Annotated in this window: 18 protein-coding genes, 1 tRNA gene and 1 pseudogene; 6 read left to right on the top strand and 14 right to left on the bottom strand. The window is 65.8% G+C overall.

Annotated features, from left to right (window positions below):
- Nucleotides 1–42 precede the first annotated feature (42 nt).
- The gene (locus U1708_RS16895; RefSeq protein WP_332747127.1) at nt 43–2,205 is read left to right on the top strand and encodes a TonB-dependent receptor; all 2,163 of its coding nucleotides are present in this window, start codon (nt 43–45) and stop codon (nt 2,203–2,205) included.
- A gap of 101 nt (nt 2,206–2,306) precedes the next feature.
- Here the strand turns inward: U1708_RS16895 and treY are convergent, their stop codons facing one another.
- Genes treY through glgX form a run of 4 tightly spaced genes read right to left on the bottom strand, consistent with a single transcriptional unit; the run spans nt 2,307 to nt 10,496 of the window.
- Nucleotides 2,307–4,724 carry a malto-oligosyltrehalose synthase gene (gene treY, locus U1708_RS16890; protein ID WP_332747124.1) on the bottom strand — a complete coding sequence of 806 codons (2,418 nt, stop codon included), beginning with the start codon at nt 4,722–4,724 and terminating at the stop codon, nt 2,307–2,309.
- Entirely contained in the window at nt 4,721–6,694 is a 1,974-nt protein-coding gene (gene malQ, locus U1708_RS16885; RefSeq protein WP_332747122.1) for a 4-alpha-glucanotransferase, read from the bottom strand. The genes treY and malQ overlap by 4 nt, the downstream gene beginning before the upstream one ends.
- Nucleotides 6,691–8,397 (bottom strand): malto-oligosyltrehalose trehalohydrolase, encoded by a 1,707-nt coding sequence (gene treZ / locus U1708_RS16880; RefSeq protein ID WP_332747120.1) that lies wholly within the window; start codon nt 8,395–8,397, stop codon nt 6,691–6,693. The genes malQ and treZ overlap by 4 nt, the downstream gene beginning before the upstream one ends.
- Nucleotides 8,394–10,496 carry a glycogen debranching protein GlgX gene (gene glgX / locus U1708_RS16875; RefSeq protein WP_332747118.1) on the bottom strand — a complete coding sequence of 701 codons (2,103 nt, stop codon included), beginning with the start codon at nt 10,494–10,496 and terminating at the stop codon, nt 8,394–8,396. The genes treZ and glgX overlap by 4 nt, the downstream gene beginning before the upstream one ends.
- A gap of 183 nt (nt 10,497–10,679) precedes the next feature.
- Here glgX and U1708_RS16870 point away from each other — a divergent pair, with 183 nt between their 5' ends.
- Nucleotides 10,680–11,783 (top strand): NADH:flavin oxidoreductase/NADH oxidase, encoded by a 1,104-nt coding sequence (locus U1708_RS16870; protein ID WP_332747116.1) that lies wholly within the window; start codon nt 10,680–10,682, stop codon nt 11,781–11,783.
- A 147-nt stretch (nt 11,784–11,930) separates the two neighbouring features.
- On the opposite strand, the gene U1708_RS16865 is transcribed toward U1708_RS16870, so the two are convergent.
- Both U1708_RS16865 and U1708_RS16860 read right to left on the bottom strand, forming a co-directional pair.
- Nucleotides 11,931–13,766 (bottom strand): glycoside hydrolase family 15 protein, encoded by a 1,836-nt coding sequence (locus U1708_RS16865; protein WP_332747114.1) that lies wholly within the window; start codon nt 13,764–13,766, stop codon nt 11,931–11,933.
- The gene (locus U1708_RS16860; protein WP_332747112.1) at nt 13,759–14,550 is read right to left on the bottom strand and encodes a glucose 1-dehydrogenase; all 792 of its coding nucleotides are present in this window, start codon (nt 14,548–14,550) and stop codon (nt 13,759–13,761) included. The genes U1708_RS16865 and U1708_RS16860 overlap by 8 nt, the downstream gene beginning before the upstream one ends.
- A gap of 171 nt (nt 14,551–14,721) precedes the next feature.
- Between U1708_RS16860 and U1708_RS16855 the strand changes: the two genes are divergently transcribed.
- A complete protein-coding gene (locus U1708_RS16855) occupies nt 14,722–16,869 on the top strand; it encodes a catalase (RefSeq protein ID WP_332747110.1) in 2,148 nt (715 codons plus the stop codon).
- A gap of 47 nt (nt 16,870–16,916) precedes the next feature.
- Nucleotides 16,917–17,285, top strand: a pseudogene (locus tag U1708_RS20855) (glycosyltransferase); the annotation flags it as partial.
- A 507-nt stretch (nt 17,286–17,792) separates the two neighbouring features.
- Here U1708_RS20855 and U1708_RS16845 read toward each other — a convergent pair.
- The 3 genes from U1708_RS16845 to U1708_RS16835 all read right to left on the bottom strand — a co-directional run bounded on the left by U1708_RS16845 (nt 17,793) and on the right by U1708_RS16835 (nt 20,096).
- Nucleotides 17,793–18,383: a class I SAM-dependent DNA methyltransferase gene (locus U1708_RS16845; protein ID WP_332747108.1), complete on the bottom strand. Its 591-nt coding sequence runs from the start codon at nt 18,381–18,383 to the stop codon at nt 17,793–17,795.
- Complete coding sequence (locus U1708_RS16840) at nt 18,373–19,029, bottom strand: PIG-L deacetylase family protein (RefSeq protein WP_332747106.1); 657 nt, start codon at nt 19,027–19,029, stop codon at nt 18,373–18,375. The genes U1708_RS16845 and U1708_RS16840 overlap by 11 nt, the downstream gene beginning before the upstream one ends.
- A gap of 83 nt (nt 19,030–19,112) precedes the next feature.
- Nucleotides 19,113–20,096: an acyl-CoA dehydrogenase family protein gene (locus U1708_RS16835; RefSeq protein ID WP_332747104.1), complete on the bottom strand. Its 984-nt coding sequence runs from the start codon at nt 20,094–20,096 to the stop codon at nt 19,113–19,115.
- 305 nt (nt 20,097–20,401) lie between these two features.
- Here U1708_RS16835 and U1708_RS16830 point away from each other — a divergent pair, with 305 nt between their 5' ends.
- Entirely contained in the window at nt 20,402–20,554 is a 153-nt protein-coding gene (locus U1708_RS16830; protein WP_332747101.1) for a hypothetical protein, read from the top strand.
- Nucleotides 20,555–20,562: 8 nt separating this feature from the next.
- On the opposite strand, the gene U1708_RS16825 is transcribed toward U1708_RS16830, so the two are convergent.
- Nucleotides 20,563–20,829 carry a hypothetical protein gene (locus U1708_RS16825; RefSeq protein WP_332747099.1) on the bottom strand — a complete coding sequence of 89 codons (267 nt, stop codon included), beginning with the start codon at nt 20,827–20,829 and terminating at the stop codon, nt 20,563–20,565.
- 131 nt (nt 20,830–20,960) lie between these two features.
- Here U1708_RS16825 and U1708_RS16820 point away from each other — a divergent pair.
- Nucleotides 20,961–21,050: transfer RNA gene (locus U1708_RS16820), tRNA-Ser, on the top strand.
- A 12-nt stretch (nt 21,051–21,062) separates the two neighbouring features.
- On the opposite strand, the gene U1708_RS16815 is transcribed toward U1708_RS16820, so the two are convergent.
- Genes U1708_RS16815 through U1708_RS16800 form a run of 4 tightly spaced genes read right to left on the bottom strand, consistent with a single transcriptional unit; the run spans nt 21,063 to nt 23,330 of the window.
- Complete coding sequence (locus tag U1708_RS16815; RefSeq protein ID WP_332747097.1) at nt 21,063–21,494, bottom strand: DUF1178 family protein; 432 nt, start codon at nt 21,492–21,494, stop codon at nt 21,063–21,065.
- Nucleotides 21,491–22,318, bottom strand: a complete 828-nt coding sequence (locus tag U1708_RS16810) for a carbon-nitrogen hydrolase family protein (protein WP_332747096.1) — start codon at nt 22,316–22,318, stop codon at nt 21,491–21,493. Before U1708_RS16810 ends, U1708_RS16815 begins: the two co-directional genes overlap by 4 nt.
- The gene (gene grxC, locus U1708_RS16805) at nt 22,318–22,572 is read right to left on the bottom strand and encodes a glutaredoxin 3 (RefSeq protein WP_332747093.1); all 255 of its coding nucleotides are present in this window, start codon (nt 22,570–22,572) and stop codon (nt 22,318–22,320) included. Before grxC ends, U1708_RS16810 begins: the two co-directional genes overlap by 1 nt.
- Before the next feature lie 32 nt (nt 22,573–22,604).
- The gene (locus U1708_RS16800; RefSeq protein ID WP_332747091.1) at nt 22,605–23,330 is read right to left on the bottom strand and encodes a ComF family protein; all 726 of its coding nucleotides are present in this window, start codon (nt 23,328–23,330) and stop codon (nt 22,605–22,607) included.
- Nucleotide 23,331 lies beyond the last annotated feature (1 nt).

The raw sequence follows: 23,331 nt of genomic DNA, 5'->3' as shown, positions 1-23,331 counted from the left end.
ATATACCCGATTGGTCGTACAGGGACGACACAAGGGAATTCCATGAAGACGATGCTGTTCGGCGCCACCGCCCTGGCTGCGCTCCTATCCTCTCAGGCGCACGCCCAGACCGTCGCGACGGATCCTGCCACGCCGGCCCCCGCTCCGGCGTCGGTCGGATCGACCAACCAGCGCGACATCATCGTCACCGCGCCGATCCAGACCAGCGAGCGCGACGTCCTTCAGGGCACTACCGTCCTCACAGGTCAGGAACTCACCCGCCAGTTGCGCCCGTCGATCGGCGAAACGCTCGCGCGCCAGCCCGGCGTGTCGGCCAGCTCGTTCGGGCCGAGCGCTTCGCGCCCGATCCTGCGCGGCTTCCAGGGTGATCGCATTCGCGTGCTGACCGACGGTATCGGCTCGATCGACGTGTCGAACACCTCGGTCGACCACGCGGTCATCATCGATCCGCTGCTTGCCGAGCGCATCGAGATCCTCCGCGGGCCCAGCGCATTGCTGTACGGCACGTCGGCGGTCGGCGGCGTCGTCAACGTCATCGACACGCGCATCCCACGGTCGGTGCCGGAGAACGGCTACCGGGTGAACGGCATCGCCAATTACGGCTCGGCGGCGAACGAACGCTCCGGCGGCATGGCCGGCGACGTCGCGGTCGGCCGGCACCTCGTGCTACACGCCGATGGATCGTACCTGAAGTCGGGCGACCTGCGCACCGGCGGCTATATCCTGTCGCGCGACGCGCGTGCACAGGCGCTGGCGACCGCCGCGCAGCCGGTCGACCCGAACGAAGCCGATCCGATCGACTATGCCGCGTCGGCGCAGTTGAAGGGCAAGCTTCCCAACACGCAGTCGGAGACCTGGACGGCCGGCGCTGGCGCGTCGATCATCACCGACAACGGCAATCTCGGCATCTCGTACCGCCACTATGACAGTCTCTACGGTGTGCCGATCCGCTACGCCACGCAACCCGGCCAGGAGCAGGAGGCGCCGCGCCTCGACGTAGTCCAGAACCGCGTCGACCTGCGCGGCGAGATCGACACCGGCGGCGACGTGCTCAGCAAGATCCGCGTCCGCGTCGGGCAGGCAAGCTATCGCCATTTCGAGCTGGAGGAGGACAACTCCGTCGGTACCGCCTTCTACAACAAGGGCCTCGAAGGACGCTTGGAGGTCATACAGGCGAACCGTGGCGGTTGGCAGGGCGCGTCGGGCGTCCAGTTCTACAACCGGATTTTCAACGTGGCCGGTGAGGAAGCCTTCCTGCCGAAGAACGAGACCAACCAGACCGGGCTCTTCACGCTGCAACAATACGAGTCCGGCAAGTTCCGCGCCGAGGGTGGCGTGCGTTACGAGATCACGGATCTCGCCGCGCGCACGCCCGAGGACGATCTGCGCTTCTTCCGCGGAAGCCAGAGCTATCACTCGGTCTCGGGGTCGCTCGGTGCGTCCTACGCGCTGACCGACAGCATCCGCGTCGGCCTGAACGGCTCGCGCACCGAGCGCGCACCGTCTGCCGAGGAGTTGTTCGCGAACGGCGCGCATGCCGGCACGCAGGCGTATGAACTCGGCAACCCGAACTTCCGGCTCGAGAAGTCCTGGGGCCTCGAAGGTACGCTGCACGCGCATGGCGACGGCTTCAGCTTCGACGCGTCGGCCTATTACAACTGGTTCTCGAACTACATTTCGGAGAACCAGGTCGCGTCGTCGGTGTGTCAGGCGGCCGCCGATCCTTCGGGCCGGACCGTCGACCTGCCCTGCTTCCAGTATCAGCAGGCCGACGCCCGCTATTACGGGTTCGAGGCGGATGCGTCGGTAAAGGTCGCGCAGATCGGCGGCTATGCGGTCAATGCCGACGTGCTGGGCGATTACGTCCACGCCAACATCGTCGACCAGGGCCCGGTCCCGCGTATCCCGCCGATGCGCGTGCTCGGTGGGATCGAGGCACAGGGCGACCGGCTGAACGGCCGCGTCGAGGTCGAGCACGTCTTCGACCAGAACCGCATCGCCGCGTTCGAGACGAAGACCAACGACTATACGATGGTCAACGCCTCGATCGGCCTCAGCCCGTTCGGCAAGGATTCGAAGACGACGTTGCTGCTGAGCGCGAACAACCTGTTCGACGTGAACGCACGCCGCGCGACGAGCTTCCTCAAGGACTTCGCACCGCTCGCCGGTCGCGATTTCCGCGCGACGCTGCGCTTCGGGCTCTAAGGGGATGGGAATGGGAGGTTGGTTTCGGTCCTGAGAACGCAACCTCCCATGCTTGCGATAGGCGCTGACACTGTAGCAGGGGTAGCCACCTCTCAGCCGTCCTAGGGCAGTAGCTCGACCGATAGCGCGCGTTCGCCGAGCAGATCGGCGAGCATCTCACCGGATGCGAGCGCAGTGTCGCCCCACCAAGTGCGCACGTCGATCCGGTCGAGATGGCGCTCGGCACCGCGCAACGGAACGACGCAGCGCAGGCTTGCTTGCTTGCCGAACCGCCGAAACGCGATGGCCCGATCCGCGCGGATGCCGGTCAAGGCGACCGGCTCGTAGCCACCGTCCGCGAACACCTCCGGATGCTCCCGTCGCAGCGTGAGAAGCCGCTTGATCAGCGCCATCTTCGCCGGCGTCTCTCCGTCCGACCACGCCCGAAGGCACGCGTAATCGACGGGGCGGCGGTTGTCGGGATCGACGAGACTCAAATCGGCGGCCTCGGTTCCCTGATACAGATCCGGTACGCCGGGAACGGAGTAGCGCAGCGCAACTTGCGCAAGGCCGTTGGCCGCCGCCGCTGGCGCAAGACGCGTCACGAACACGGTCATGTCGTAGAGGAACGCCCCCGACCTCTCGGGATCGAGCAGCGTGCGGGCCAGATCGTGGCAGCGGCTCTCGTACGCCTCGTCCGGGGCCTCCCAGGACGACCGGAGCTTGGCCTCGCGCAACGCCTTTTCCTGCCACGCGACGATCCGCTCGGCATAATCGCATAGCCCCTCGGCATTGAATGCGTCGAGGTTCGCCGGCCATGCGCCGAACAGCGTCTGGAACAGCATATAGGTGTCGGCCGGACCGACACCTTCCGCATACGGGGCCGACAGTTCGAGCCAATGCTCGACGCGCGCGCGCCACAGGTCGGGCACCTCGCTCAACACCGCGAGCCGTGCGCGTACGTCTTCGCCGCGTTTGTGGTCGTGGGTCGCGGTCGCGAGCATTGCCGCCGGCCAATCACGGGCGCGATCGACCATTGCCGCGTGAAAGTCGTCGATCTTCAGCGACATACGCGCCGCATCGAACCCGACGTCGTTGCGCGAGAGCAGGCGGCCGTAGCGGTAGAACGCGGTGTCCTCGACCGCCTTGGCGGCGATCGGTGCGGAGAGTTGCTGGAACTCGCGCACCGCCTCGGCTGCAAGCCTGGTGTCACCGGGCCCCTCGCCCGCCAGCCATGCGAGAATCCGCGCGATCACCGCGCCCTCGCCCGGTGGCACGAACTGGGCGACGCGTTGTCGGACCGTCTCGCGGACCGCAGCGTCCGCCGCCGGGGCGGCGTCGCCCGTCCCGTAGGTGCGATAGACCGGGAAGACCCAGAGCAGTCGCTCGATCGCACGGTCGAGCATGCCGCGGGTAAGCCCGTCGCACTCGGGCGTAGAGTGCGCCAAGGCCACGAAAGCTTCGACACAGCGGCGAAGCTGCGCGTCGAACTGCCACGCAAGCAATTCTTGGCGAGCGCGCAGTTCCTCGGGTGCGAAGTCGGCGGAGCGGCCACTCGTTTCCGCCCATAATCTGGCGAGCGGTTCGGCCCCGGCCGGGGCGTGCAGCAAGGCGGTGACCTGTTCCATGAAGTCGTAGCCGCTGGTGCCGTCGACGCCCCAGTCGGTGCTGAGCGGTTCGCCGTCGGCAAGAATCTTCTCGATAACGATATAGGCCGGACCGGGTGGCGCATCGGCAGAACGCTCGATCGCATCGAACCTTGCACGGAGCTGGCGGCAATAGCCGCCGGGGTCGGTCAGCCCATCGACGTGATCGACGCGAACGCCATCGATCAGTCCCTCGGCGTACAGGCGGAAATAGAGCGCATGCGTGGCGTCGAACACGACCGGGTCTTCGGCGCGGAGGCCGGCAAGGTCGTTGATCGTGAAGAAACGCCGCCAGTTGAGTTCGTCATTGGCAACGCGCCACGAGGCGAGGCGGTAGTGCTGGCGGTCGACCAGCGCGGCGATGTCGTCCGTCGCAGCGGTAGCCTGATCCTCGTCGCGGATCGGCAGGCGGTGTTCGCCATACGCTTCGAGGACATAACGACCGTCGGCTTGCTCGACCTTCAGCGCACCGCTCGCGAGCGTTTGGGCGAGCGGATCGCCGAGGATCGGGAGGACCAGCTTCTCGTGCCAGTCGATATCGAAGTAGCGCGCAAATTCGCTGTCTTCACCGTGTGTTAGGACATCATTCCACCACGCGTTCTCACCACCTGTGACTCCCATGTGGTTGGGGACGATGTCGATGATGACGCCCATGTCGCGGGCGCGGAGTGCTGCAACTAGGCTGCGGAAGGCCTCTTCGCCGCCGAGTTCGGGATTGATCCGGGTCGGGTCGACGACGTCATAGCCGTGCGTCGAGCCACTGCGGGCGGTGGTGATCGGCGAGGCGTAGAGATGGCTTATGCCAACCTCGTCGAGATACGGCACCAGCGCTTCGGCGTCGGCGAAGGTGAAGTCCTTGTGGAACTGGAAGCGATAAGTTGCGCGGGGGGTCATGCGGGTCTCGCGGCGTTGAGCGTGGCGATGCGGGTGGCGACGTCGGGGCGTTGCAGGATAGCGTCAGTCGTGTCGGGCATGCGGCGGCGCCAATTGGGGTGTTCGTCGATCGTGCCTGGGAGATTGGGTTGCTCGATCAACCCGGCCAGATCCTCGATGGGTATGATCGCGATCGCGCAGGTCGTACCGGCGACATGCGCGATCGCGGCATCGACGACCGGGTCGGTATCTTCGGGGAGAGGCTGCTCTGTACCGGTGTCGAAGACCGACCACAGCGCCGCACGATCGTCGGTACGGGCGGCGCGGTCTGCGGGTTCGTCGACCGCATCGGACTTGCGACCGAGATCCCACGTCCAGTCGATGTCGCGGCCGCTCCACCAGCCCGCGATCGTCGCGAGATCGTGCGTGCCGGTCATCGCGACGGCGTCGGCCGACCATTTCGCGGGTGGCACGAAGCCTTCCGCATCACGCTCGAACCAGAGCACGCGCATCCCGAGCATGGCACGCGCGTCCATCGCCTCGCGGAAGCCGTCGGGCACGGTGCCGAGGTCTTCGCCGATGACGATCGCCTTCGCGCGTTGGGACTCCATTGCGATGATCCGCATCATGTCGTCGAACGGCATGTCGAGGTACGCGCCCTCTGCGGCGGAGGCGCCTTCGGGGACGATCCAGAGGCGGCGAAGGCCGAACGCGTGGTCGATGCGGATGCCGCCAGCGTGCGCGAGGGCTGCGCGGATCGTCGCGACGAACGGAGCGAACCCGGTGTCGCGGAGCGCCTGCGGATCGAAGCCGGTGATACCCCAGCTTTGGCCGTCTGGCCCTAGAGGATCGGGGGGAGCGCCGATCGACAGGCCGGTCAGCAGGTCGCCGCGGCGGCTCCAGCCGTGACTGCCGCCCGGGTCCATGCCAACGGCGAGATCGGCGATAAGCCCGATCGCCATGCCTGCCTCCTTCGCCGCCTTTTGCGCGACATCGAGATCGCGGCGGGCGAGCCATTGGAGGAAAATGTAGGAAGTGACGTCTTCGGCATGCTCGGTGACGAAGCGGCGGACGGACGGGCTGGCGGGGTCGTGATACTCGGCGGGCCATTGCTGCCAGCCGCGCGCGCCGGTGATTGCGAAGAAATGCGCGTGGAGGGCGTCGAACTCGGCGTGGCGTTCGAGGTCGTCTCCGGCTTTCTGCCTGAATACGTCGAGGGTTCTGCCAAGTTGTCGAGCATCTTGGTCATAGGTCTTGCGAAGGCGTGCAAGCTTTGCGGGTATCGCGCTCTGCCAATCGATCAGGTCTGGCGCGGGGTCGTCCGCCGTCCCGGCGAACGCAGACGGATCGGCATAGAGGCCGTTGAGGAATTGCCGACTGGATGGCGCGTAAGGGCTGTACCGGTCGGCGTCGGCGGGGAAGAGCGCGTGGGTCGGACTGATCGCCAGAGCGTCGGCGCCACGCTCGCCGAATGCTCGCGCGGTCTCCGCGAGTGTGCCGAAGTCGCCGAATGCTTTGGCAGTCTCGCTGCGTAGGCTGGGAATCTGGACCGCGGACGCCCAGATCTTGCGTCCCGGTACGGCATCGGCGATCGTGTAGCAGCGGCGCGGGGCGACGAGCAGATCGATCACGTCGTCGCCGATTTCTAGACGATGATAGCCGGTGTGCGCGATGGGCTTCAACGCGCCCCGGTCGATCCCAACCGACGTCCGCGTCCCGTTTTCGAGGGTGAGTTCGGCCTTGCCGGATAGCGGCGTCGCAAGCTGGATCGGATCTCCGACGTCGACGGACAGGAAGCGGGGCGCCCGCGCGGTCCTGGACGCCATCGCAGCGAGGCTGTCGGCGATTTGCGTGGTGCTCGCGGACGGGTGGCCGAGGCGATCGAGGATCGCACGCAACGCCGCGTCCGACACCGTCTGACGGCGACCGGCGGCGTCCTGCCATTCGAGTTGCAGACCGGCGGCGGTCGCAAGCGTTTGCAGGGTGCTCATCGTTCCAGCCAGACCGCGACGCTGCCGGATTGGCCGAGTTCGCCGTCGGCGAAGATCGGTGCGGCTTCGATCTTGGGGAACGCTACAGCCTCATCGCCAAGGTTCAGCGCGATCGTGAGCACCGCGCCGCCGGCCATCGTCCACCGGGCGACGACGGCCCCCTCCCCGATCGCTTCTGCGCCGATCGCGGTCGTGCCGCGCAGCCGAGGGATGATCGCATCGTGACGTATTTTCAACAGGTTGCGGTAGAGGTCTTGCCACCCGATCGCATCGGGGCCGGGTTTTGCGCGCGACTGGTGGAAGGTTTCGCGTGCGTTCGGATCGGGGATCGCTTTGCGTGCTTCGGGGTCGGCGAAGGCGGCGAACTTGGCGAATTCCTTGCGGCGGCCTTCGCGCACCGCGTCCGCCAGCTCGTCGTGGAAATCGGTGAAGAATAGGAACGGGCTTTCGCTGCCATGCTCGTCGCCGATGAACAGCAGCGGGATCTGCGGACCTAACAGCAACAACACAGTGGCGGCGCGCAGCTTCTGGTGGTCGGCGAGCAACGTCAGCCGTTCGCCGAGCGCGCGGTTGCCGATCTGGTCGTGGTTCTGGAGGAACGCGACGAACGCGGTCGGCGACAAATGCGCGCTGGGCTTGCCGCGCGGCTTGCCGTCATGGTTGGGAGAGCCCTCCCCCTGGTAGATGAATCCTTCGCCGAGGCAGCGCGCCAGGCGGTCGGCAGGGCGGTCGGCAAAGTCGGCATAATAGGCGCTGGTTTCGCCGGTGAGCAGGACGTGGAGGACGTTGTGGAAGTCGTCGTTCCACTGCGCGTCGAACGCCGCCGAGTGAAGACGCTCGGCGTCGTTCCCCTCATTCTCGAGGACGAGATGGACGTGCCGGCCCGCCGTCTTCTTGCGGAGTTCGGCGGCCATCGCGTCAAGAAAATCGTCGTTCGCGATCGCGTGGACAGCGTCGAAGCGGAGGCCGTCGAATCTGTATTCGTTCAACCACATCAGCGCGTTGTCCACGAAGAACCGGTTGACCGGCGCCTGATCGACCGCGACCGCACCGCCCCAGGGAGTATCGACGCCGGCGTGGAAGAAGCCCTTCGCATAGGCGCCGAGGTAGTTTCCGTCGGGCCCGAAGTGATTGTAGACGACATCGAGGAACACAGCGAGGCCGAGTTCGTGGGCGCGGTCGACAAGTGCTTTCAGGTCGTCGGGGGTGCCGTAGCTCTCGGCCGGAGCATAGGGCAGCACGCCGTCATAGCCCCAGTTTCGGGTCCCGCCGAACGCGTTGACGGGCATGAGTTCGATCGCGGTGATGCCGAGTTCGGCGATCACCGGGAGGTGATCCGCGACGCCTGCGAAACCGCCGAGCGTGCCGACATGGACCTCCTGGATCACCATTTTTTCCCACGGACGGCCGCGCCAGTCGGGGGTCCGCCACGTATAGGCTTCGGGATCGACCACGACGCTCCAGCCGTGGACACCGCCGGACTGCACGCGAGAGGCGGGATCGGGGACCGCAAGGTCGTCGGTCAGGCGGAACCGGTACCGCGCGCCTGCCCCCACCGACTCCTTGGCGCTGAACCAGCCTTCCGGTTCGCGGGTCATGGGGACCGGCTGGCCGTCGGCGATTTCCAGCGTCACGGTGTCGCGGTCGGGTGCCCAGAGGCGGAAAATGGTCCCGTCCTCGGCGAGCGTCGGTCCCCAGGTCATGCCGCTGCAATCGTCCAGGAGAGCAACGCCGCCCCCTGCGGGGGAAGCTCGTAGCTGTTCTCGATCGGCGTGGCGGCCTGGTCGGGCCTGCTGCTGTCGATCAGCACGGTGCGCTCGACGTCTTCGGGCGGCGGCATGTGAAAGGTCAGCGGCCCCTCCGACGCGTTGAGCAACAGCGAGATGACCTGGATCTCACCCGACTCCATCTCACAAGCGCGACGCATCACCAGCGCGCGGCCGTTGGTGTTTTCCCAGTCTTCGGACGTAAGTTGCTGGCCGCGCTCATCCCACCATTCGATGTCCTTCAGACCCTCTGCCGGCGTATCCTCGCCGTACAGGAAGTTGCCGGCGCGCAGCATGGCGTATTCGCGGCGCAGGGCAATCAGCCGCGCGGTGAAGTCGATCATCGCGTTGCCCTCGGGAGACTTCGCCTTCTCCCAGTCGAGCCAGCTGATCTCGTTGTCCTGGCAATAGGCGTTGTTGTTGCCGTTCTGCGTACGGCCGAACTCATCGCCGGCGACCAGCATCGGCGTGCCGAGCGACGCAAACAAGGTGGTCAGCATCGAGCGCATCACACGCTGGCGGGTTTCGAGGATCGCGGGGTCGTCCGTCGGGCCTTCGACACCCCAGTTGCGCGAGCAGTTGTTCGAATGACCGTCGTTATTGTCCTCGCCGTTCGCTTCGTTGTGGCGTTCCTCGTAGGCGACCGTGTCGGCGAGCGTGTAGCCGTCGTGCGCGCCAAGCAGGTTGACGCTCGCCCAGGGGCGGCGCGCGCGACGGTCGAACAGGTCGGCCGAGCCGGTCAGGCGCGCGGCGAGATCGGCGCGCTGCGCGTGGTCGCCGCGCCAGAATTTGCGCACCGTGTCGCGGTACTTGTCGTTCCATTCGGCGAACCCTGGTGGGAAGTTGCCGAGCTGATAGCCGCCGGGGCCGATGTCCCACGGTTCGGTGATGAGCTTCAGCTTGCCGAGCACCGGGTCCTGCCGGAGGACGTCGAAAAAGCCGGCACCAGGATCGAAGCCGGTGTCGGTCCGGCCCAGCGTCAGCCCGAGATCGAAGCGGAAGCCGTCGATGCCGAAGCTGGTCGCCCAGTAGCGCAGCGAATCCGCGACCATCTGGATCACGCGCGCCTTAGTCAGGTTGAGCGTGTTGCCGGTGCCGGTGTCGTTGATCGCATAGCGGGGATCGTCCTTGACGAGGCGGTAGTAGCTGGCGTTGTCCAGGCCGCGCCAGGATAGCGTCGGCCCCTGTTCCGAGCCTTCGCAGGTGTGATTGTAGACGACGTCGAGGATGACCTCGATCCCCGCCGCGTGGAGGCGACGGATCGAACGGCGGAGTTCGTTGTGGCTGTCGGTCGCGAAGAACGAGCGTTCGGGCGTGAAGAAGCTGAGGGTGTTGTAGCCCCAGTAATTCCGCAGGCCCTTTTCCTGCAGGAAACGGTCCTGGATATAGGTGTGGATCGGCAGCAGCTCGAGCGCGGTGACGCCGAGGCGCTTGAGGTGATCGATGACCTTGGGATTGCCAAGCGCCGCGAAGGTGCCGCGTTCGGACGGCTGGACTTCCTCGAACAGCTTGGTCAGGCCCTTGACGTGCGCCTCGTAAATCACCGTCTCGGACCAGGGCGTGTTGGGCCGCACGTCGCGCGACCAGTCGAAATGGCTGTCGGTCACGACACCCTTCGGCATCGTCAGCGCACTGTCGCGCTTGTCGAAGCTCAGGTCGGCACGGGGCGACTTCACCTGATAGCCGTACATCGCGTCGGTCCAGCGGAGTTCGCCGATCATCTGCTTGGCGTACGGGTCGAGCAGCAGCTTGTTCGGGTTGAAACGGTGGCCTTCCTCGGGGGCGTAGCGACCATGCGCGCGGTAGCCGTAGACGAGGCCCGGCTGCGCATCGGGGAGATAACCGTGCCAGACCTCGTCGGTCCACTCGGGGAGCGCGTACCGCTTCAGTTCGCGACGGCCGGTCTCGTCATAGACACAAAGCTCGATCTTTTCGGCGTTGGCGGAATACACCGCGAAGTTGACGCCGAGGCCGTCGAAGGTCGCGCCAAGGGGATAGGCCGAGCCGGCGTCGAGCGTGTCGGGCAGTAGATGCAATGCGAAGACCCTTTTCGTGTCGTAATCGTCTCGCTGCGGACGCGGCTTTATCGCGGTGCAGCATTCCTTGGCGTGAAACCCGTCCGTCGCTTCCTATGTTCCGCAACCAGCAGCGAGTTTCGCCGCACCTTCTCACAGATCAAGGGACATGCGCATGCCTTCCTCCTTCCGATCGATCGCCGCATGAGCGGACCGAAACTGTTCGAGCCGCTCAAGGTCGGCAACCTTACGCTCGCCAACCGGATCGTGATCGCGCCGATGTGCCAGTATTCGGCCGTCGATGGCTGCATGAACGACTGGCACCAGATTCATCTCGGCCAGCTCGCACTGTCCGGCGCGGCCCTGCTGACGATCGAGGCGAGCGCGGTGCTGCCGGAAGGGCGGATCACCTATGGCGACGTCGGGCTGTACGACGATGCGACCGAGGCGGCGATGGCGGGCGTGATCGAGAGCGTGCGGCGCTGGTCCGACATGCCGATCGCGATCCAGTTGTCGCATGCCGGACGCAAGGCATCGTGCGAGGTGCCGTGGAAGGGCGGGCTCCAGATCGCGCCGGGCGAACTCAATGGTTGGCAGACCGAGGGGCCGTCGACGGTGCCGTTCCTACCCGAGGAGAACGCGCCGGTCGCGCTAGACCGCGAGGGGCTGGCACGGGTGCGCGATGCGTTCGTGGCGACGACGGTGCGCGCGGCGCGGCTCGGGATCGATGCGGTTCAGTTGCACGCCGCGCATGGCTATCTGCTGCACGAGTTCCTGTCGCCGTTGTCGAACCGGCGTGAGGACGAATATGGCGGCAGCCTCGAAAACCGGATGCGCTTCCCGCTCGAAGTGTTCGACGCGGTTCGCGCTGCGTTTCCTGCGGATCGCGCGGTAACGATGCGGGTGTCGGGGACCGACTGGGCCGAGGGCGGCTGGGATTCAGAGCAGACGGTGGCGTTCGCGAAGGCTCTGGAGGCGCGTGGGTGCAGCGCGATCCATGTGTCGAGCGGCGGAACGACCCCGGCTCAGCAGATCCCGGTCGGGCCGAGCTACCAGGTCCCGCTCGCGCGAGCGGTGAAGCAGGCGGTATCGATCCCAGTCGTCGCGGTCGGGCTGATCACCGATTTCGAGCAGGCGGAGGCGATTGTGGGCACGGGCGACGCGGACATGATCGCGCTGGCGCGGACGATCTTGTATGATCCGCATTGGCCTTGGCATGCGGCGGCGCACCTTGGCGGCAGGGTGAAGGCGCCGAACCAGTATCTTCGGTCGCAGCCTCGTCAGTTCAAGGATCTGTTCGAGGGGTAACGCAGCCCCCAAGCCGCCACTTTCCTGTTCCCCCGCTTCCGCGGGGGAACACCTGAAGGTCAGCCCGCGACGATCATCGGCGTCAGGACGAACGCGATTTTGCCTACGATGCCGAGGGTCATGATCGCCACCTCATTGCATCGGCGGTCACGCCCAGGCCTTGGGCCCGCCATCGTCTAGCGCGCGGTCGAGGTAAAAGGCCGCGCTGATCAGTGCGAGGTGGCTGAAACCTTGAGGAAAATTGCCGAGGAAGCTGCCGTCCTGCGCGATCTCCTCAGCAAACAGGCCAAGATGGTTACCGTGCGCGACCAGCTTCTCGAAATTCCAGCGCGCTTCGTTCAGCCGCCCTGCCCGCGCCAGGCATTCGACATACCAGAACGAGCAGGCGACGAACGTCCCCTCCCGCCCGGGCAAGCCGTCATCGATCTTGTAACGATAGACCTGCCCGTCATCGGACAGATCGTTACCGATCGCCTCCAAGGTCGCGAGCCATTTGGGATCGGTCGGGCCAATGAAGCGCACCAGCGGCATCATCAGCAACGCGCCATCGACCGCCTTGTCCTCGGGCGCATCGCCGATCGCGCGAACGAAGTGACCAAGGTCATCGTCCCAGAAATTCGCCCAGATATCCTCGTTGATCGCGGTACGAACCTCCGACCAGCGCACGAGCGGTGCGGGCAGCGAGCGCTTCTGCGCCAGCCGCACCGCGCGGTCGACCGCGACCCAGCTCATCAGCCGGGAATGAAGATAATGCTTCTTCGGCCCGCGGACCTCCCAGATGCCAGAGTCCGGCGTGGCCCAGGTTTCGCAGACCTGATCGACGATCCGGCAGATCGCCATCCACGAATCATGCGCGATCGGCTCGCCATATTTGGTGCCGAGATAGGTCGCATCGAGCAGCGCGCCGTAGATATCGTGCTGCGTCTGGTCCTTGGCCTCGTTGCCGACGACCACCGGCGACGCCCCTTCGAACCCGGCAAGGTCGAGCGCGCGTTCGTCGGCGATCGGGCCGCCGTCGAGCGCGTACATGACGCCGAGATGGCCCTTCGAGCACGCCTGCGCGCGGTCCATCGTCCAGTGGAGGAAGTCGACCGCCTCGCTCTGGAAGCCGAGCCGGAGAAGCGCGTAGACGGTGAACGAGGAGTCCCGGATCCACGTCGCGCGGTAATCCCAGTTGCGGACGCCGCCGGGCGCTTCGGGCAGGCCGAACGTCGCCGCCGCCGCGATCGAGCCGTGGCGGCGCGACGTCAGCAGTTTCAGCACCATCGCCGAGCGTTCGACGGTCTCGCGCCAGCGGCCGCGATAGCGCGACTGGCGGCTCCATGTCCGCCAATAGGCGATGTCCTTCTCGACGATCGCATCGAGCGCCTCCGTATCGAGCGAGACGTCGTCGGGGTTGCTGAGGATCAGCGAGACGGTGTCGCCTTCGCGCAGCGAGATCTCGGCGGTGAGGTCGCGACCATCCGCGACCAGCGACGCCGCGCCGTGCAAGGCGAGCGCAAGGCCGCACTCGTGATCGAACCGCCCGCGTGAGACGTCCGCGCCGTTGGTGGTCACCGACGCGTTGCACCCCGCCGCGGCGTAATCGAACCGCGGCGCGCACCGCACGCGGATCGTCGCCGCCCCGCGAGTGCAGGTCAGCCGCCGCACCAACCGCGGCGGCGCATCCTCGACATCGTTGCCGACCGGCATCAGGTCGACGAGGTCGATGCTCGCGGAGTTCGCCATCCAGCGGGTGAGCAGGATGTTGGTCTCGGGCAGGTACATCTGGACGAGGTTCGCGCCTGGGAGGTCGGGCTCGACCGAGAAATGCCCGCCCTTGTCACCGTCGAGCAGCCGCGCGAACACCGAGGCACTGTCGAGGCACGGCCAGCAGAGATAGTCGATCGTGCCCGCCGTATCGACCAGCGCGATCGTCTCCAGGTTACCGATCGCGCCGTGATCCGCGATGGGTATGGCGGGCTTGTCGCCAAGCTCACCCATTATCGCGGAAACCGGGATACAGGCTCATGCCGCCATCGATGGTGAGCGTCGACCCGACGATATAGTCAGCGGCCTCGGAGACGAGGAACAGCGCGGCACGGGCGACATCCTCGGGGTCGCCGATCCGACCGTAGGGGATGAGCTCGAGCAGCTTGTCCTGGTCGGCAGTCGCGTCCTCGTTGATCTCGGTCGCGATCGCGCCGGGGGCGATGCCGTTCACGCGGATGCGGTCGTCGGCGATCTCCTGCGCGAGAGTCCGCATCAACATCCCGCTTCCACCCTTCGACGCGGCATAGTTGGCATGGCCAGCCCAGGGGATGACCTCGTGCACCGAACTCATGAACAGGATTTTCCCGATCGCGCGGCTGAAACCGCGGTCGCCCTGTTTGCGGAAGCGGCGTACGGCCTCGCGCGAGACGAGGAACTGGCCGGTGAGGTTTACGTCGATGACGCGCTTCCAGTCTTCGAGCGTCAGGTCGGCATAGGCCGCATCCTTCTGCATGCCCGCGTTGGCGAAGACGATGTCGACGCCACCGAACCGCTCGACCGTCTCGTCGAACAGATTGAGGACCGCCGCCTCGTCCGACGTGTCGGCTTCGCAGGCGAACGCCTCGCCGCCGGCCTGCTCGATCTCGGCGACCACCTCGTGCGCCTTGTCCGCGCTGCTATTGTAGTTGATCGCGACCTTTGCACCGGCCTTGGCGAAGGCGATGGCGGAGGCGCGGCCGAGGCCCGAACTCGCGCCGGTGACGATCGCGGCCTGGCCGGTCAGGTCGATATGCATGGCTGATCCTTCGTTGGGAATATCGCCCGCTAAACGCGCCCCGGAACAAGTTTCTCCCCACGGCGACCAACCGCATCCCAATCGCGCTGATTTGCATCAAGCCACCGATTTCGTTGCAACTCTTACCCCCCGCCACGCGCTGTGGGTCCTGAGACGCTACGAGGACCGTACATGACGAAGACCATCGCCAAGGATACCGGCACGCCACCGCAGGGCGCGACGTTCGAAACGCAGGTTGGCCAGGGCGGCGAACTCCATCAGATCGCCAGCGGCAACGGCGACGTGCTCACCACGCAGCAGGGCATCCCGGTTTCGGACGATCAGAACTCGCTGAAGGTCGGCGATCGCGGACCGACGCTGCTTGAGGATTTCCATTTCCGCGAGAAGATCTTCCACTTCGATCACGAGCGCATCCCTGAGCGTGTCGTCCACGCGCGTGGCTACGGTGCCCATGGCACCTTCACGCTGAACGAGAGCCTTGAAGAGTTCACCAGCGCAGGTGTGCTGACCGAAGTCGGCGAGCAGACGCCGATGTTCGTCCGCTTCTCGACGGTCGCGGGTAACAAGGGCTCGGCCGATCTGGCCCGCGACGTGCGCGGCTTCTCGGCGAAGTTCTATACCACGGAAGGTAACTGGGACATCGTCGGGAACAACATCCCGGTGTTCTTCATCCAGGACGCGATCAAGTTCCCCGACCTGATCCATGCCGCCAAGCAGGAGCCCGATCGCGGCTTCCCGCAGGCGCAGACCGCACATGACAATTTCTGGGACTTCATCAGTCTGACGCCGGAATCGATGCACATGGTCATGTGGATCATGTCCGACCGCACAATCCCGCGCGGCTTCCGCTTCGTCGAAGGCTTCGGCGTGCACACGTTCCGGCTGATCAACGCCGAGGGCAAGGGCACCTACGTCAAGTTCCACTTCAAGCCGAAGCTGGGCCTGCAGTCGGTCGCTTGGAACGAAGCGGTCAAGATCAACGGTGCCGATCCCGACTTCCATCGTCGCGATCTATGGGACTCGATCAGCCAGGGCAACTTCCCCGAATGGGATCTGGGCGTGCAGTTGTTCGACGACGAATTCGCCGACAATTTCGAATTCGACGTGCTCGATTCGACCAAGATCATTCCCGAGGAGCAGATCCCGGTCCGCATCATCGGCAGCTTCAAGCTCGATCGCCTCGTCGACAATTTCTTTGCGGAGACCGAGCAGGTCGCGTTCTGCACGCAGAACATCGTCCCGGGGATCGGCTTCACCAACGATCCGCTGCTACAGGGGCGTAACTTCTCGTATCTCGATACGCAGCTGAAGCGCCTCGGCAGCACCAACTTCACGCATATCCCGATCAATGCGCCGAAGATCCCGGTGAACAACTACCAGCAGGATGGCCACATGGCGATGCATGCCCGCAAGGGTCGTGCGAACTATGAGCCGAACAGCTGGGAAGGCACGCCTCGCGAGAGTCCTACCAAGGGTTACAAGCACTTCCCGTCGCAGGAGACGGGGCGCAAGGCACAGGTCCGTTCGGCGACGTTCGCCGATCACTATAGCCAGGCACGCCAGTTCTTCATCAGCCAGACCGAGATCGAGAAGAAGCACATCGGCGATGCGCTGACGTTCGAGCTGTCGAAGGTCGAGCGGGTCGACATCCGTGAACTGATGGTCGGGCATCTGCTCAACATCGACGAGAAGCTGGCAAAGACGGTCGCGACCGGTCTTGGCCTCAAGGCTATGCCGCCCAAGGCTAAGGCTGCGGTCGAACCCCGCACCGATCTGCCTGCTTCGGATGCGCTCAGCATCGTGAAGAACACCACCGGCACCTTCGAGGGGCGCAAGCTCGGTATCCTCGTCACCGACGGGGCACCGGCCGCGATCGTGCAGGCACTGGTCGATGGTATCGTCGCGGCGAAGGCCACGTACGAGATCATCGCGCCGAAGGTTGCCGGTGCGACGCTCGACGACGGAACGCTCGCCGAAGGCAAGCAGAAGATCGATGGTGCGCCGTCGGTGCTCTACGATGCCGTCGCGATCGTCGTGTCGGCGGACGGTGCCAAGAAGCTCGGCAAGGACAAGCCTGCGAAGGACTTCGTCAGCGATGCGTTCGGGCATGCCAAGTTCATCGGCTTCAACGCCGAAGCGAAGCCGTTCCTGGAAAAGGCCGGCATCGAAGACGAGGATATGGACGACGGCGTGATCGCGCTCGGCGGCAAGGGCGACGTTGACGCGTTCCTCAAGACGCTCGGCAAGTTGCGTATCTGGGATCGCGAACTGAACGTCGATCTCGATGCTGCTGCGTTCGAAAACCCCGAGGCGGCTTGATCGCTTCGATACAGCCTAAGTCGTCGCCACCGTACGCTCAGCGTGCGGTGGCGGTGGCCATTCCCGTCAAGAACGAAGACCAGTATCTCGGCCAATGCCTGGACGCACTGGATCGTGCGGCGGGGCGGTTCGGTGGCAAAGTCGTCATCGTCGCAATGGCGAACGATTGTACCGATGGGACGATCGAAATTTTGAAGACCTGGCGGCCGAGCCATGCAACGCTTGCATGGTCGGCCGTTTCGCTTTTACCGGGCGCTCGGCACGCCGGTTGGGCGCGACGCCTTGCCCTGGATGCAGGTGCGGACCTGCTGACCCATCATACGGACTTGCTGCTGTCGACCGACGCGGATACGAACGTTGCCGCCGACTGGATCGTACGGATCGTCGCGCATATCGATGCTGGCAACGATGCCGTGGCCGGACGCGCGCTGACGCTAAAGGCGGATCGAGCGTCGCTGGGTTCCACGGCACGGCGGCGGCTGGACCAGCTCGGACGCTATTACACCGCGCTCGATTATCTCCGCGCTCGTGCTGGGACGGAGGTGCACGATCCATGGCCGCGCCATTTCTACGAAGGCGGTGCGAGCATCGCGGTCACGCACGCGATGTACCGTCGGATCGGCGGGGCGCCCACGCCGTCCGTGGCCGAGGACCGTGCCCTGTTCGACCGCATCCGCGCGCATGGCGGCCAAGTGCGTCACCCGCTGAACGTCCGGGTGTTCACGTCATGTCGTATCTCGGGTCGCGCGCCGGGCGGCATGGCTGATGCAGTGGCACGGTGGATCGATCAGCCGATCGACGCGCCGTTGCATGAAACCTATGCCGTGGCTGCGGCGCTCGATCCCGCCGTCGCGAGCGTCCAAGACCAGTTGAGCTTCGCGACGCTGCCCTTGGCAATCCGGGAAGCGCAGTCGCTGATCCGCCTAACCCGCACTTTCCAGCCGCCAGAGATCGAGCCGGTACGCCTCGTGCCGGTCGCTGCGAACGACCGCGACGCGATCGTCGAGCGCAGCGTGCAGTTCGGCAACGGCCTCGTCCCCGCTTTTGGGATAATCGGTCTCGCCGATCCAGTGGACCAGCATCACATACCCGCCTGACGCCACCGCACCGCGCAGATAGCCTGCGAGCCGGATGATGTCGGCGCTATCCCAGTAATAGACGACCTCCGACAGCAGCACGAGATCGAAGCGGCCTTCGGGTGCCTCGTCGGGCAGGCGGCGCTGTTCGATCGTGACGTTCGGCTGGTCCGCGCACCGTGCCCGAGCCGAGGCCAGCGCGGTTTCCGATACGTCGACCGCTAGCAGGGTCTCGCAGCGGGGCCCGAGTTGTGCGGTCAACACGCCGTTCGCGCACCCGACTTCTAGAACGCGATCGAACCGAGCGGCCGGCAGGGCGGCAAGCGTCTCGGCGTATTTCTCGGCTTCGTATTCGCTGGTTTCGAAGTCCCAGGGATCGCCCTTGTCCTTGTAGAGCGCTTCGAAATACGCAGGATCGATCGAGTGTTCACGTCGCACGGGGTATCTCCAGCAAAAGTGTCGCCGGTCGATCGAGCAACCGGAGCATAAAGTCGGGAAGACGGAAGTTCTCGGCGGCGCCGACGATGCGACCGCCGCGCTGGCTCCGGTGGCACGCCATCGCGCGGCGTTGCTGTGGCCGCTTCGCGCTGGTATCGATCGACACAGCGTGACGATTGCGGATACGCCGGGCGACATCCGCGACGGTCCAGCCCCAGACGAGATACTGGTAGAGGCGAACGGTAGTTCGGTCCGCGACGGCGCCCGCCAAGGCAGCGGCGGCTTCGTGATCGCAATGCGGTTCGCCGTCCCAGGTGACCGCGATCCGGCGGATATTTCGTGCACGGCACCACGCCGCCAACCGATCCGCCGTCCGTTCGAACATCGGGTCGCAGGGCTTGGGGGGGGCCGCATCGGGCCAGTCGAGATGTAGCGCGCGCTCGCCGCCCAATATATGTAACGCTCCCGCGGCTTCGGTCCGACGCAATGCGGCAATGCGATTGCGGCTCCAGCCAGGTGCATCGGGATGCGACCCCGCGCCATCGGTGACGAACGCGGTATAGGCTTTCCCGCCCTGTGCAGAAATCGCCGCGATCAGCGCGCCGCAGCCGAGCGTCTCGTCATCGGGATGCGGCGCCAGGATCAACCAGGGGCCCTCCCTTGCCGCGGTCCTTGCCGATATCGATCGAGCCCGACGGAAGAGATTGCTCCAGGCGCGATGGCCTGGCGCTACCACCACCGATCGTCGCCCCAGCAGTCGTCCTCCAGCCATGCCGCCGCCGCCCGGTCGCGTGCCTGGTCTGGCACCGGCTGACGCAAATACAGGCCGAGATCGCGCGTGATCCGGTCGATCCTGCTGGCGGCAAAGAACGACGCGGTGCCGACCGACCGCGCGGCTGCCTCCATGGTCTTCAACCCCGCCTCCTCGACGATACCGCGGGTCATCAGCACGAACGGGATCGCCTCCGCCGCCTGGGTCTCCGCAAGATGCGCGGCGCGTCGGACCCAGAGCCCGGCGCTGCGCGTCTCGGTCAGGCAGGTTGCGAACCGGGCGCGCTGGATCGGATCGTCGGCCTTGCCGGTCGCGACCAGATGATCGCGCAGATGCCGCACCAGCGCCTCTACCGCGCCGAGCTGAACCGCCGTGAACCGCCACGCGCCCGCGCTGAATCGCGGCTCGGTCTCGTACACGTCGGGCGCGCCGATGATCCCCTCGGGACCGATCGGCATGTCGGAGAAGTCGAACAGCCCGCTGCACGTGCCCCGCATCCCCCGGACCTGCCAGCCGCTATTGTCGGCGCGTGCTGTCTCGTCCGCGATCGGGACCAGCACGAGTTGCTTGCCGCCGCTCGCATCGCGCGCGGTGACCAGGATGCGATCGAGATGCCCCGCCCCGGTCGCGAAGCTTTTTCGACCATCGAGCGTCCACCGATCGGGTCCCTCCTGTCGGATCGACAGGCCCGGCGTAGGCTCCGTGTTCCAGACGCCGAATACGCAACCGGCGTTGAGGTCGTCCGCCAGGGTGCGCCGCTGCGCGTCGTAACCGTACGCCGAGACGAGCTGGGCTGCGTTGACATGACCCTCGAACACCCGGCCGAGACTGAGGTCGGCACCACCGATCGCGCGCAACACGTCGACCAGCGCGTCGGTACGCTCGGGTGTCGACACGTCGACGCAGGCCGAGAGCGCGCCCGCGGCGTGCAAGGCAGCCACGCGATCGGCTGGAAACGCCTCTTCCCCGTTGCTGCGATCCCAGTCCGCCGCCAGCGCGCGAACGGATTCCAGGGTCGTCCAGCCTTTGGGAGGAACGAGCGGTTGTACCGGCGATAGTCTGGTCAGTGGATCAATCCCCGCGCACTGCGAACCGTGCGCTACGGCCGCTCTGCGACTAGAACGCCGGACCGCCTCGTGCGTTGCGTGTTTTACCGGTGCGAACGGCTAACCGTATCCGAATCCGTCCCGAACCTTTGGTTAACGCTTGGCTGGCATAGTTGCGTGATCGGAAGGGAGGCGGATCGATGGTACGCAAGCAGGATATCTTCGCGCTGGTCGGCAAGCAAATGTGCGCCTCGCCGCGACACGGCAATCTGACGCCAGGCTATGGCCGGCCGCAGATCGCAGACCTGATCCGCCGGATCGACCGCGCGCTGCTGGAACGTCGCGCAGCCTGATCGCCCCCCTAATCGTCAGATCGTTCGACGTATCCAATCGCAGCAGCATAGGCTTCGGCGGCGCGGATCTCACGCGGGTCCTTGAACGCCACGTGCGGCGCAGGCGCACGGCCCGTCGCTCGAAGAACGGCCCATAACGCGAACCTCCGCCCCGGCTCCCGCTCGGTCCCGAACGCGATCGATACCCGCTCGCGTCCCGCCTCCAGCGCATCAGGATCGAGCGTGTCGATGTCGGTCGTGTCGAAGAAATGCTGCGAGATCGCGTCGAGGTCCATGCCCCGCGGCCTAGCCGATGGCCGACCGTCGGCGCAATCGGTTGCGCCCATGTCGCACGCGTATCGCAACGGTTGCGATCGCGACGCTCTCCGCTTAGAGGCGGCCGTCCGGCGCGATAGCGCGGCGATGCGGAAGAGTGTCCGAGTGGTTTAAGGAACTGGTCTTGAAAACCAGCGATGGGGTAACTCATCCGTGGGTTCGAATCCCACCTCTTCCGCCAAAGGCGCGGTACCTAGTTGGCTTTCCCCGGCGGAACGACCGGTAGGAGAAGCGGCGCGACGGGGACGCCGTCTTCGACCAGCGCCTTGGCTTCGGCGAGACTGGCTTGGCCGTGGATCGTCGCCTGTTTCTCATCACCGAGGTGCATCGCACGGGCGCGGTCGGCAAACGTCGTGCCGACCCATTCCGACGTTTCCAGTGCCTTGGCCTGCTGGGTGGCCAGAATCTTTATCGCGGCCTTCACCGCCTCCGGGGTCGGCGGCGGCGGCCTGCTGTTGCTCTTGGCCGAGATTGCCGGTGCCATCACCGCCTTGGTTACGGCACCAGCGTCGCAGATCGGACAGCGGACGTGTCCGGCCGATCGCTGGCTTTCATACGCGTCACTGGAGCCGAACCAGGCTTCGAACACATGCCCACCGCCGCAGCGGAGATCGAAGACGATCACGCGACGGTCGATACGGGCGGGATCGTCCGACGGTGCGCTATCACCGGAATACGCGAGCGAACCTGGTCGACGCGGGCAAGGTCGATCTCCGCGAACGCCAGTCCCGCGGCCTCGCCCACGTCGAGCAGGACGTCGCCCCACGGATCGACGACCAGAGAATGGCCATAGGTCTCACGCCCGTCCGCATGAACACCGGTTTGCGCCGCTGCCACGACGAACGCCCCGGCCTCGATCGCCCTTGCGCGCAACAGAACGTGCCAATGCGCGGCGCCGGTCGGCTGGGTGAATGCTGCCGGCACCGACAGGACCGTCGCGCCGGCATCGCTCAGCGCGCGGTAGAGGTCCGCGAACCGAAGGTCGTAGCAGATCGACGTGCCGAGCTTTCCCACCGGCGTGTCGATCACGACGGCCGTGTCGCCACCGACATAGGCAGAGGATTCGCGCCAGCTTTCGCCGCTAGGAAGGTCGACATCGAACAGGTGAAGTTTGTCGTAGCGCGCGCGAACGGCGCCCATCGGGTCGATCACGAACCCACGATTGGCGAACTTGCCGTCCGGGCGACGGACCGCGAGCGAGCCGAGGTGCACCCATAGGCCGGCTTCTGCCGCCGCGCCACGGACAGCGGCCAATACCGGGTCATCCGCTTCGGCAACGATCGAGGCCGCCGCGCGCGAGCGGTCGCGGTCGATCAGCCCCGACATTTCGGGCGTGAAGAGCATCGACGCGCCTGCCCCGGCGGCCTCGGCTATCGCGCTTACCAGCGTCGCCGCGTTGACGGCGGGATCAATCCCGCTCGTCATCTGGAGGACGCCGATCTTCGCCATCAGGCGAGCAGCGGGTCGAGACCACCCCTGGCGTCGAGTGCGGCGAGGTCGTCCGATCCGCCGATATGCTTACCGTCGATGAAGACCTGCGGCATCGTCATGCGGCCACCCGACCGCTCGACCATCTCGGCCTTTTTCGGACCACCCATCGTGACGTCGAACTGCTCGGGCTCGACCCCCTTCGATGCGAGGAGCTTCAGCGCGCGCGTGCAATACGGACAGAACGCCTTGGTGTAGATTTCGACTTTAGCCATAGCCGGGGAAATGTGGTCTCGGTCCGAACTTGTCAATCGTCGGCAGTGGACGAAAGGACACGCGCCCAGCACAGGATCGTGACCGACCGCGCGCCCGCCTTCAACAGCACCCGGGTACAGGCGTCGGCGGTGGCACCGCTCGTGTAGATGTCGTCGACCAGCACGATCGCCCGCCCGCGTACCCGGTCGGCAGCCGATACCGCGAACGCGCCCGAGACGGCCTTGGCACGCTGGCGACCCCCGAGCCCGCGCAACACGATGGTCCGGCGTGGACGGACGAGAACGTCGCGATCGTGCGCCACGCCCGAAGACTTGGCGAGCGCGTCGGCGATCAATGCCGCCTGATTGAAACCGCGCGCCCATATCCGCCAGCGGTGCAACGGAACCGGCACCAGCAGATCGACATCAGCCGGCAATAGCCGCCTCATCTGGCGCGCCATCGTGTCCGCGAACGCGATCCGCCCGCCGTATTTGAGCCTTAGCGCGAGATCCCGCGCAACCGGTCCATAGGCGACTGCGGCGCGAACGCCGGCGTGGCGCGGCGGTTCGGCGAGGCACGCCGCGCACAGAACGCCTTCTCCGCGGTCGAACGCGAAGGGAAGATTGCACCCGGCGCACCACGGCGGTCCGAGAAATCGCAGGCTGGTCCAACATACCGCGCAGAACCGATGATCTTCGGCGACCGGTACGCCGCACCCGGCACAACGCGGCGGCAACGCGAGCCCCGCGACATAGCGAAACGGGGCGAACATGCTCATC

This window comes from Sphingomonas arabinosi (genome assembly GCF_036663715.1).
Lineage (GTDB): Bacteria > Pseudomonadota > Alphaproteobacteria > Sphingomonadales > Sphingomonadaceae > Sphingomonas.
Note: the sequence above shows the minus strand (reverse complement) of the source record. Positions and strands in the feature narration are given on the sequence as shown.